The 11,515-nt window shown below is 42.2% G+C and carries 12 protein-coding genes; 11 read left to right on the top strand and 1 reads right to left on the bottom strand.

Going from position 1 to position 11,515, the window contains the following annotated elements:
- From CWC28_RS06745 to CWC28_RS06695, 11 genes are all read left to right on the top strand, one after another.
- Positions 1-1,242, top strand: a complete 1,242-nt coding sequence (locus CWC28_RS06745; RefSeq protein ID WP_063707674.1) for an NAD(P)/FAD-dependent oxidoreductase — start codon at positions 1-3, stop codon at positions 1,240-1,242.
- Positions 1,230-1,781 (top strand): DUF3261 domain-containing protein, encoded by a 552-nt coding sequence (locus tag CWC28_RS06740; protein ID WP_063707672.1) that lies wholly within the window; start codon positions 1,230-1,232, stop codon positions 1,779-1,781. The genes CWC28_RS06745 and CWC28_RS06740 overlap by 13 nt, the downstream gene beginning before the upstream one ends.
- A 2-nt stretch (positions 1,782-1,783) precedes the next feature.
- A complete protein-coding gene (locus CWC28_RS06735) occupies positions 1,784-2,947 on the top strand; it encodes a beta-ketoacyl-ACP synthase (RefSeq protein ID WP_063707670.1) in 1,164 nt (387 codons plus the stop codon).
- On the top strand, positions 2,934-3,389 hold the full coding sequence (locus tag CWC28_RS06730) for a hotdog family protein (protein ID WP_063707668.1): 456 nt from the start codon (positions 2,934-2,936) through the stop codon (positions 3,387-3,389). Before CWC28_RS06735 ends, CWC28_RS06730 begins: the two co-directional genes overlap by 14 nt.
- Positions 3,386-4,111: a 3-oxoacyl-ACP reductase FabG gene (gene fabG, locus CWC28_RS06725; protein ID WP_063707666.1), complete on the top strand. Its 726-nt coding sequence runs from the start codon at positions 3,386-3,388 to the stop codon at positions 4,109-4,111. Before CWC28_RS06730 ends, fabG begins: the two co-directional genes overlap by 4 nt.
- The gene (locus tag CWC28_RS06720) at positions 4,111-5,337 is read left to right on the top strand and encodes a beta-ketoacyl-ACP synthase (RefSeq protein WP_063707664.1); all 1,227 of its coding nucleotides are present in this window, start codon (positions 4,111-4,113) and stop codon (positions 5,335-5,337) included. Before fabG ends, CWC28_RS06720 begins: the two co-directional genes overlap by 1 nt.
- Complete coding sequence (locus tag CWC28_RS06715) at positions 5,334-6,164, top strand: MipA/OmpV family protein (RefSeq protein ID WP_063707661.1); 831 nt, start codon at positions 5,334-5,336, stop codon at positions 6,162-6,164. The genes CWC28_RS06720 and CWC28_RS06715 overlap by 4 nt, the downstream gene beginning before the upstream one ends.
- Positions 6,165-6,596 (top strand): hypothetical protein, encoded by a 432-nt coding sequence (locus CWC28_RS06710; protein ID WP_063707659.1) that lies wholly within the window; start codon positions 6,165-6,167, stop codon positions 6,594-6,596.
- Positions 6,597-6,663: 67 nt separating this feature from the next.
- Entirely contained in the window at positions 6,664-7,965 is a 1,302-nt protein-coding gene (locus CWC28_RS06705; RefSeq protein WP_063707657.1) for a DEAD/DEAH box helicase, read from the top strand.
- A 221-nt stretch (positions 7,966-8,186) separates the two neighbouring features.
- Positions 8,187-10,433 carry a carbohydrate binding family 9 domain-containing protein gene (locus CWC28_RS06700; protein ID WP_063707655.1) on the top strand — a complete coding sequence of 749 codons (2,247 nt, stop codon included), beginning with the start codon at positions 8,187-8,189 and terminating at the stop codon, positions 10,431-10,433.
- A 24-nt stretch (positions 10,434-10,457) separates the two neighbouring features.
- The gene (locus CWC28_RS06695) at positions 10,458-10,964 is read left to right on the top strand and encodes an Sbal_3080 family lipoprotein (protein ID WP_063707652.1); all 507 of its coding nucleotides are present in this window, start codon (positions 10,458-10,460) and stop codon (positions 10,962-10,964) included.
- Between the two features lie 18 nt (positions 10,965-10,982).
- Here the strand turns inward: CWC28_RS06695 and CWC28_RS06690 are convergent, their stop codons facing one another.
- Positions 10,983-11,501: a protein tyrosine phosphatase family protein gene (locus tag CWC28_RS06690; protein WP_063707649.1), complete on the bottom strand. Its 519-nt coding sequence runs from the start codon at positions 11,499-11,501 to the stop codon at positions 10,983-10,985.
- Positions 11,502-11,515 lie beyond the last annotated feature (14 nt).

The raw sequence follows: 11,515 nt of genomic DNA, 5'->3' as shown, positions 1-11,515 counted from the left end.
GTGAATAATCAAGTTCAACAGGCTGATGTTGTTATTATTGGTGCGGGCCCTTCAGGTGCCGTGGCTGCCAGTTTACTGGTGAAAAAAGGTTGGCATGTGGTGGTGTTAGAGCAGCAAACCTTTCCGCGTTTTTCGATTGGTGAAAGTTTATTACCCCAGTGCATGAGCTTTTTAGCAGAAGCAGGCCTTGAGCAAGCGGTGCAAACACAGGCACAATCGCTTGGTTTTCAGTTTAAAAATGGTGCGGCGTTTCAGCGTCGGGGCGACCACACAACAATCGATTTTACTGAGAAATTTAGCGAAGGCCCTGGCACGACTTTTCAGGTAAAACGTGCTGACTTTGATAAATGCTTAGCCGATGGTGCCATGCAGCAAGGGGCTGAAATACGTTACCAACATAGCGTGTTAGCGTTCACCGATTGTGAGGATGGCGCTTTACTTGAAGTTACGGATGAAAACCAGCAAGGCTATCAAATTAAAGGGCGTTTTGTACTTGATGCCAGTGGTTTTGGAAGAGTATTACCTCGCTTACTTGATTTAGAGTCAGCATCAAATTTCCCAGTACGTTGGGCTTTTTTCAGCCATTTTAAAGATAATATTAGCGATACACAGTTTGACCGCGAAAAAATCTTAATTAACGTTCACCCAGAGCATAAAGATATTTGGTATTGGCTGATCCCATTTAGTGATGGTACGGCAAGCATTGGTGTCGTTGGTAAACCAGAGCAGCTTGAGGATAAACAACCACTCGCTGGTTTAAATGAATTTATTGAACAAGATAGCTATTTAAGTGAGTTATTAGCCAATCGTGAAGCAATTGGCGAAGCGCGTGCTATCAAAGGCTATTCGGCTAATGTGTCGAGCTTGTATGGTGAACATTTTGCACTACTTGGTAATGCCGGTGAGTTTTTAGATCCGGTATTTTCATCTGGGGTGACGATTGCATTAAAATCAGCCTCATTGGTCGCTCCTTTAGTTGATAGCTACTTACGTGGTGAGCAAGTTGATTTCAAAAACGATTACAGTGAGCCTTTGCAACAAGGGGTTAATTGCTTTAGAACCTACGTCAGTGCTTGGTATGATGGCTCTTTTCAAGACGTGATTTTTTACAGTGAGAAAAACCAACAAGTGCGCGAGATGATCAGTGCTATTCTTGCCGGTTATGCATGGGACTTACAAAACCCATTTGTAAAACAAAGCAACAAACGCTTAAATACGTTGGTTGAATTATGTCGCGACTAACACGCTCTTTGCTCTTATCTTTGAGCATATTAGTGGCAAGTTGTGCCAGTGAATTTGCAGTAAAAACGGGCGTTGATTTAGCGCCAAATGCAGGGATTTATTTGCTTGATCCACCGCCGTCATTAGTTGCCGATAATTGGCAGCAAGTGCTTGAAGTACGCCATGGCGATGAGCAGCATACATTACTAGCGCAACTGAGTTTAAACAGTGAAACGGGTATTAACTTGGCTGTTATGACGGCTCAAGGTATGCCAATTTTTCAGTTAGAAAAAGCGCCACTAGGGCCAATTAAAAGCGAAAAAATGCTTCCTATCAGTGCGGTTGATCCTCGCTATATTCTTGCTGATATCATGCTTGTACACTGGCCGGTTACTGTGCTTAACTCGCAGCTTTATGGCTTGAACTTGGTTGAACAAGGCTCAACGCGACGCTTATATCAGGGTGAGCAGTTAATTAGTGAAATTCGCTATTTAGACGGTGCAACAGAACTTGTAAACTTTCAGCGAGATTATAAAATTAAATTTCAAAGGGTTAATTGATTATGCCATTTTGGCTTAACGACTTAGGTATTGTTAGTGCATTGGGGGTTGGTCATCAACAAACGATGCAAAGTATCAGCTTGCAACCTAAACAAACACTCACAGAGGTGACGTCGCTTGCATTTGAGCAGCGCCCAACCTTTGTGGGTTTGGTTGATGAACTGCCATTAACAGCATCAATGCGATTTTATCAGCTAATCGATTTAGCGCTGGCGCAAATTGCTGACACATTAGCAAACATAGACATTCCGAGTAGCCGTATTGCTGTGGTGATTGGTACCAGTACTGCTGCAATTCAAGAAGGTGAGAGAGGCCGAAAAGCCCACGCAGCGAAGGGAAAGTGGCCAGAGGAATTTGATTATTACGACCAAGCGCTCGTTGCACCCGCCAATTATATTGCTAAAAAACTCGCTGCGAAGGGGCCAAGTTACAGCATTTCAACTGCGTGTAGTTCAAGTGCCAAGGCGCTTATTAGTGCGCGTGCCTTACTCAGTGCTGATTTAGCCGATGTGGTAATTTGTGGTGGGGTAGATAGCTTGTGCCAACTCACTATCAATGGCTTTGATTCGTTATCTTCGATCAGCGATGAAATCTGTAAGCCATTTAGCGGCGACAGGTCAGGCATCAATATTGGTGAAGCCGCAGCGTTATTTGTTATGAGTAAAGAGCAGCACACAAAACAAAGTATTGCTTTTTTAGGTGGTGGTGAAAGCTCCGATGCCCACCATATTTCAGCTCCGATTGCAGATGGTTCTGGCGCAATCGCAGCGATGACAATGGCATTGCAAGACGCGAATTTAACGCCTTCAGATATCGACTACATTAATGCCCATGGAACAGCCACACCGCAAAATGATGCGATGGAATCTCTGGCAATCAGTGAGGTATTTGGCAAAGATACTAAAGTGAGCTCTTCTAAACATTTGACCGGCCATACCCTAGGCGCTGCAGGTGCCTTAGAAGCTGGATTATGTTGGCTCTATTTGGCCTACCCAGAGTTTAATCAATTAGTATGTAATCAGGTGATCAAAGACGAATCATTGGCTGAAATTGGTTTAATAACACAACCAGAAACGGCAGAAATTAACACCTGTTTATCAAATTCGTTTGCCTTTGGTGGCAATAATGTCAGTGTAGTACTAGGACATCTAAATGAATCACTATAAAATTGAGCAAGTAGTCCCTCATAGTGAACCAATGATATTGCTCAATCGCTTATCTAGTTACAGCGAAGAGTCAGGTTGTTGTGAAGTGGATATAAGTTCACACAGCCCGTTTTATGACGAAAGCTTAAATGGGGTTGCCAGTTATATTGGCTGTGAATATATGGCGCAAACTATCGCAGCTTATGCGGGTGCGCTGGCAAAAGACAAAGGGAATGAAGTACAAATTGGTTTTTTAATTGGCACGCGCAAATATAAAACCTATGCACCGGTATTTAAAAACGAGCAAACGCTTAAAGTCTCGGTGACAAAATTATATCAAGAAGAATCAGGGTTAAGTGTATTTGAGTGTCAAATACATAGCGATGAAACATGCTTAGCAGAAGCAAAAATCAATGTGTTTCAACCACAAGACCCCATGCAGTTTATAAGAGAAAATCAATGACAAAACGTATTTTAGTCACCGGCTCAAGCCGCGGTATAGGCAAAGCAATCGCACTGAGACTAGCTAACGATGGCTTTGATATTGCTGTTCATTGTCGCAGTGGCGTGGCTGAAGCAGAGCAAACCTGTGAAGAAATTAGTGCGCTTGGTCGTCATGCAAGCTTATTGCAATTTGATGTTTGCGATAGAGAACTTGCTAAACAACAAATTGAAGCTGATATTGCCGAGCACGGTGCGTATTATGGGGTGATCTGTAATGCAGGTATCACGAATGATATGGCGTTTCCTGCGATGCAAGGTGATGATTGGGATAAAGTGATCCGTACTGGCCTTGACGGATTTTACAATGTAGTGCATCCAACGGTGATGCCAATGGTGCAAGGTCGTAAAGGTGGCCGTATTGTCACTATGGCGTCAGTATCAGGGATTGCTGGTAATCGCGGGCAAGTTAACTACAGTGCCGCTAAAGCGGGCATTATTGGTGCGACCAAAGCACTTTCGCTTGAGCTTGCAAAACGTAAGATCACCGTTAACTGCGTGGCACCAGGGTTAATCGAAACCGAAATGACAGACGATTTACCGGTTGATGAAATGCTAAAAATGATCCCATTAAAACGTATGGGTTCTGTTAATGAAGTAGCTGGCACTGTGTCGTTCTTGTGTTCCGATGACGCCGCGTATATCACCCGCCAAGTTATTTCTGTGAATGGCGGTATGGTGTAATGAAGCGTGTTGTTGTTACAGGCATGTCTGCTATCACAGCATTAGGTGATACCTGGGGCGAGTTTAAAACCGCTTTGCAAAAAGGTGAAAATGCTGTTCAGTACATGACTGATTGGGATGTGGCGCCAGAATTAAACACTCGACTAGCGGCACCAGTTACTCATTTTACTAAACCAAGCCATTATAAGCGTAAACAAGTTCGCTCAATGGGGCGTGTTGCTTTGATGTCGACCCGTACTACAGAGCTTGCTTTAGAAGAAGCTGGGCTATTAGACCACCCAAGTCTAACCGACGGTTCTACAGGGATTGCTTTTGGCTCGTCAACGGGGTCAACGCCACCATTACTGGCTTTTGCAAAAATGATGGAAACCGGTGAAATGACGGGCGTAACGGCCACCAGTTACATCCAGATGATGGCACATACGGCGCCTGTGAATGTGGGTGTCTTTTTTGGTTTAAAAGGCCGCGTGATCACTACCAGCTCTGCCTGTACATCGGGGTCGCAAGGTATTGGTTATGCCTACGAAGCGATTAAGTATGGCCGTCAAAAAGCCATGGTGGCTGGTGGTGCAGAAGAGTTATGCATTACAGAAGCCGCTGTATTTGACACCTTGTACGCGACCAGCACAAAAAATGATGCTGCGAAAAGCACGCCACGACCATTTGATCAAAATCGTGATGGTCTGGTTATTGGTGAAGGTGCAGGCACACTGATTTTAGAAGAGTATGAGCATGCCCTTGCACGTGGAGCGACCATTTATGCGGAGCTAGTTGGTTTTGGTTGTAACTCAGATGGTCAACATGTTACGCAACCTACCGCAGAAACAATGCAAGTGGCTATTGAAATGGCCCTTAATGATGCACAGCTTACAGCGGATCAAATTGGCTATGTGAATGCTCATGGTACGTCAACAGATCGGGGTGATATTGCGGAGTCTCTGGCGACTTTCAATGCCCTTGGCAAGAAACCTATTAGTTCATTAAAAAGCTATTTAGGTCATACCTTAGGAGCGTGTGGCGCCATTGAAGCATGGGCAAGTATCAATATGATGAATGATGGTTGGTTTGCACCTACTATCAATTTAACGGATGTCGATCCTGAGTGTGCTGATTTAGATTATATCAAGGGCAATGGCCGTGAAATGCAAACAGATTACATTATGAGTAATAACTTTGCGTTTGGTGGCATCAATACCTCGTTAATCTTTAAAAAGTGGCAAGCATGATCAAGCGCAGCATCATAAGTATTTTATTTATTCTAACTTTTAATGCTTATGCTGCAGAAGATAGTGTAGAAAAGGGCACTGCAAAAATGGAGTTCGGTGCAGGCCTTTTTTATGCTGATATCCCGCATTATTTAGGTTCAGATGAAAGTGAGCAATACCTATTGCCTGTGCCTTATTTTCGTTATCAAAGCGATAAAATGGCCATCGACCGCAATAACTTCACTGGCTTTTTGTGGCAGCAAGAAAACCTCCATTTAGATTTATCTGCCAACGTAGGTCTTGCAGTTGACAGTGAAGACAACAAAGCCCGAGAAGGTATGGATGATCTAGATTGGGTGTTTGAATTAGGGCCTTCACTTAATTACTACCTAATAGGTGAACCAAACGCTAAACAGCATTTGTATTTAAGCCTGTTTGCACGCAAAGCCATTGCGACAGATTTCTCAGGTATTGATGATATTGGCTGGCGTTATGGGCCAAGTGTGTATTATCGAGTGCCGATCATCGAAAAAGCGGATTCACAATTTTCATTAGCGTTTCGTGGCAATATCAACTTTGCTAGCGATAAATACCTTGATTACTACTATGGAGTGAGTGACTTACATAGCAATGAAACTCGCCAAGCATACTCAAGTCGTTCAGGTTTTTCTGGCGCTGATGTATCAATTGGGGTACATTTTGACACACCAAAGTATTGGTTAGGTGGTTTTGTTAAATATCATCACCTTGCTAACAGTCAACAAGATGCAAGCCCACTCGTGAAGCAAGATTATAATGTTTCGGTCGGTTTTGGTGTTGCATGGAAGTTTTATAGAAGGAATTTTTAAATGAAGTTATTGCCCCTTGCATGTGTTTTAGCGGCTTGTTTGTTTTCAACAAACAGTTTTGCACGTGATGATATACAAACGCTACCTGTACAAGCACTACTTGAAACCACCAAAGCGAAACAAGCGCTGTTAGATATTCCGCTGTATTTTGCTGATCAAAGTCATACCAGCATTAAAACCAATTATGGTGAAGTTATCACCAACAAGAAAACCAACGCATTTAATAAAACTGACCGAGAGGCGTGTGAATGGGTAATGCTCAGTGCTTTAAAAGCATTACAAGAGCGTGCTGTTCGTGAAGGCATGAATGCAGTTGTAAATATTCAGTCGTATTACAAGAAGCGTGAGTTTGTCAGCCAAACAGAATATCAATGTGGTGCGGGCACATTTGTTGCTGGCGTGGCATTAAAAGGCACTTTAGTTAAGTTATAACTAACTAAAGTCATTTTTTTTCTGTATAATTTGCGACCCTTGATATGATGGCCGCAGGTTATACAGCATGAATTTTAAATCATTTAGTTTTTCTTCTGAGCTTTTACAGGCATTAGAAGAGCTTAATTTCGAAACGCTTACTCCCGTTCAACGTAGTGCAATTCCTGCGGTAAGAAAAGGCAAAGACGTACTTGTTAGTGCGCAAACAGGCACGGGTAAAACCGCAGCATTTGCTTTACCACTTATCCAAAAATTATCAGAATCAGCGGTTAGTGAAAATAATGCACCGAGTGCATTAGTGCTTGCACCTACTCGCGAGTTAGCTGAACAAATCGCTAATAATTTTAAAGCGTTTGCAAAATACACTGAACTCAAAACAGTGTGCTTGTTTGGTGGTATCAATTTAGCGGGTCAAGCTAACGATTTGAAAGCGGGTGTTGACATCGTGGTTGCAACGCCAGGGCGCTTACTTGATCATATTCGTTTAGGTAACATCAGCTTAGCTAATGTTAAGCATTTAGTGCTTGATGAAGCTGACCGTATGCTAGACATGGGTTTTATCAGCGATATGCAAACGGTTATAAATAGCTGTGATGAAGCGCGTCAAATCTTGTTGTTCTCTGCCACTTTCCCTGCTGCAATTAAACAATTTGCGAGTAAAGTACTAAAGCAGCCTGAAATCATTCGTGTCGATCAAACAAACAGTACCGCAGAAACAGTGCAACACGTTGTTTATCCTGTTGAAGAGCGCCGAAAGCAAGAACTTTTATCTGAATTGATTGGTAAGAAAAATTGGCAGCAGGTACTTGTTTTCGTAAACATGAAAGAGACTGCTGATGAGCTTGTAAAAGAGCTTAACCTTGATGGTATTCCAGCGGTTGTTTGTCATGGTGATAAAACCCAAGGTAATCGTCGCCGCGCTTTGCGCGAGTTTAAAGAAGGTAAAGTTCGTGTGCTGGTCGCAACCGAAGTGGCTGCCCGTGGTATTGATATTGAAGGTTTACCACGTGTGATCAACATCGACCTACCTTGGCTTGCAGAAGACTACGTGCACCGTATCGGCCGTACAGGTCGTGCTGGTAAGCCGGGTCAAGCTATTTCGTTTGTCAGCCGTGAAGAAGAAAACACTTTATTTGATATCGAAAAGCTAATCGGACAGCGCATCAAGCGTGTTGTTTTACCAGGTTACGAAGTAAGCAGCCGTGAAGTACTGATTGATAAAATTGGTAAAAAGCCGTCGCATTTACGCCGTAGCCGTACAAATAAGGCTTCAGGTCAGGCTACGGGTGAAGCGCGTGCGAAGAATCGTTCACGTATCGCAAATGTTCGCAAATCTTTGAAAGGCAATAAATTAAGCCTTAAAAAGTAATGAATTTCGATAACAAACGATAAGAGCTTCTATAAAAAAGCCCCATTGCTGTTTGGCTATGGGGCTTTTTTTGGCTCTGTTATTAGTACAAATGGAGTGTTTTGTTAAATTTTATGACGTTAAATTGAAAATAAGATTAACAAATGTACCTTGCTGAATTACAATCGCTTTGAAATCAGTCAAGTAGCGTTTCTAACGCGCCAGTATCTAAATGGATGTTTATGCAGTACTTAAAAAGAATAATAAATAAAATAATCGCCCCTACATTTTTACTCAGTGTTGCTAGTGTGCCTTTTTATGCTAATGCATTTGATAAAGCAGAATTCTCCCTTGCCCATATTAAAGAGTCGATTAGCGTTGATGGTGTGATGGATGAATCGCACTGGCAATACGCTACAAAAGTGCCACTAAAATATCAAAATGAACCAACTGAAAAAGGTACGCCTCTCGTTCAAACTGATGCTTACATGTATGAAGATGGTAAATACTTGTATGTTGGTTTTATTGCAAAAGATAATGACCCTTCGCAAATTCGTGCCGCCCTTCGAGACCGCGATACACTCTGGCAAGACGACAATGTTGCCTTGATGATTGATACCTTCAATGATGAACGAACTGGCTATGAGTTTTATGTAAACCCACTGGGTGCGCAAGGCGATATGCGCATGACCGATATCGATGATTGGGCGGAAGACCCATCATGGGACGCCATTTGGGATAGTGCAGGGCAAATAACTGACGATGGGTATGTGGTTGAAATGCGTATTCCATTTACTGCACTTCGCTTTCCAAAGGATCAAGCCCAGTTAACGTGGAGTTTTGCAGTATGGCGTAATTACCCGCGTGATGTGTATTATCAAATGTCGAACGTTGGTTTTGACCGAGATGTGAAGTGTAGCTTTTGTCAGTTTGATAAACTCACAGGCTTTGCCAACATGACTGAAAGCCAAAATATTCAGCTTACGCCAACATTAACTGCGCTTCGCCATGATACCAAAGATACAGTGCCGGGTGATTGGCAAAATGGTGATATTGATACTGAAGCGGGCTTGGACTTACGTTGGGGGGTCACGCAAGATGCGGTTATTAATGCCACCATTAACCCTGACTTTTCGCAGGTTGAGGCAGATTCACTTGAACTTGATGTAAATACCACTTACTCAATTTACTATGCTGAAAAGCGCCCATTCTTTTTAGATGGCGCCTCTTACTTTAATACCAGCCAATTAGAGCTTTTATACACGCGAATGATTGCTGAACCTGATGTGGGTTTAAAATTAACGGGTAAAACTGGCGCACACAGCTATGGCTTTATGTACGCTGACGATCAGAATACCAGTGTCTTACTTCCGACGAATCAAGGGTCGGGCTTTGCCAATCTTGCAGATAAAACACAAGCAGTAGCAGGGCGTTATCAGTTTGATATTGGTGAAAAAAGTACGATTGGTGTGATGAGTACTCACCGTGAAAATGATGATTATCATAATACGGTGTTATCTCTAGATGGAAGCTACTGGTTTAATCAATCAGATAGTTTGCAGTATCAAGTAGCAACTACAGATACTACCAACCCCGATTTTTTAGTGGATTATTATGGCGTTGATAAAGACCAATCCGATCAAGCTTATGCCATTGAATTCACGAGAACTAAGCGTGATTACGAAGTCTATGCTAATTACGAAAATATCGGTAAAGAATACCGCTCAGACTTAGGTTACCAAGCTAAAGTTGATTATGAACAAGTACAATTAGGTGGTGGGCAAACCTGGTATCGTGATGCTGATGATGCAATCACAGAGTACAGTTACAATGTTGAGTGGGATAAAACATGGGCGCAAAATGGCGACCTACTCGAAGAAGAATATGATGGCTATTTTACCTTTAAAGGTAAGATGCAATCGCAAACAGAAATTGGTTTTATTCATCGAAATGAGTTTTATGCCGGCGAGTACTTTAACCAAAACATAGGCTATATCTACGGCGGTTTTAGACCCATCCGCGATGTTCGTTTCTTATTGTATGCTCAATATGGCAGTAAAATCGATTACAGTAATGCCGCTCTCGGTACTATGGTGCGCATTGAACCTGAGATGACATGGGATATTAACGACCATTGGCAGATTCAATTAGAGCACAGCTACAGCTACCTAGATAACGAGCAAAATGAGCGTGTTTATACTGCAAACTTAACGGATCTACGTGTTTATTATAAATTTAATATGCGCTCGATGCTGAAACTCGTTTTACAGTTTGAAGATGTCGATCGAAACAATGAAGCTTATCGATTTGATGTAAGCCAAACTAACCGCGATTATGGTACTCAGCTAGTGTATTCGTACAAAATTAACTCGCAGACACTGTTTTATTTAGGGTATTCTGATAAAGGGTATCAAGATGATTCGTTGAAGAGTCTTGAGCGTGATCAGCGTACCTTCTTCACTAAACTAAGCTATGCATGGCAGCTTTAAAAATTATAAAAAAGGAAAATCATAATGAATATTGCAAAAATATCAGCTGTTGCAGTTGCAGCTACTGTACTTGCGGGTTGTGCAGCGAAACAAGATGTAAGTCGTTTTGAAGCGGAAAAACCAAAAACCGTGTGTATTGCAGAGCACCAAGCAGTTAAAGAAGGTGTTGTAGCATCACTACAATCTGGTTTTGCAAAACATAATGTGCAAACGCGTGTTATCCCTGCCAATTATGTAATGAAACATCAAGCGTATCAAACAGACATTTCAGCTGCTAACACAGATGGTTGTGATGCGATTGCATTTTATGTTGCTAACTGGCATTGGGATTTAGCCCTATACATGGCCTATGCCAATATTTGGGTCACTAATGTTGACCAAACTAAAACAATTGCTCAGGCAAGCTATCGCACGGGTGGTGGGTTAGATAAGTTTATTGATGCAAACGATAAAATCATCGAATTAGTTGATTCAATGTTCCAGCAAGTTGAAGCCAAGAAACAACAAGAAAGCCAGAAAAAAGCAATATAAAATAATATGTTGGTCAGCTTATAGCTGACCAACTTCTTCGTTTACTTTACTTCTTACTACCCCTTCAAGGCTTTTTAAGCCCCATTGCTTACCAATTTCGACAGCTTCTTCAATAGGCTTTTTCAAGGTTACGGCATTGTATAGCGCAACGAGAGCGCCAACACGGTTGCTACTCGCACAGTGAAGTAAGGTGGTTTGTTGTTGGTGCTCATTGAGTAAAGCCTGAAGTTTAGTGGCGTTTTCAATGGTAATATCAGCTTTAGATTGCACAGGAATATGGAAATAGTTCATGCCAAGCTCTGTGACTAACTCTTGCTCAGACCAATTCGTTTCGTTATCACCACGAAGGTTGATAATGTTCACAACACCAAGTTGTTTTAGCTTGGCAAAATCGGTTTGATTTGGCTGACCTGACGTTAATACATGCTCAGACTGCGCCTTGAGATTTAAAATATCTAGTTGCGTTACAGCTGTTTGTGCAGCTAATGCAGAAAAAGACAGCAGCGCAGCACATGCTAATTGTATGAACTTATTCATGTTACTCCTTAAAG

The sequence above is a fragment of the Pseudoalteromonas sp. S4492 genome, from assembly GCF_005886115.1.
GTDB lineage: Bacteria > Pseudomonadota > Gammaproteobacteria > Enterobacterales > Alteromonadaceae > Pseudoalteromonas > Pseudoalteromonas gelatinilytica.
The sequence above is the reverse complement of the archived record's forward strand: the minus strand, read 5'-3'. Positions and strand labels throughout refer to the sequence as shown.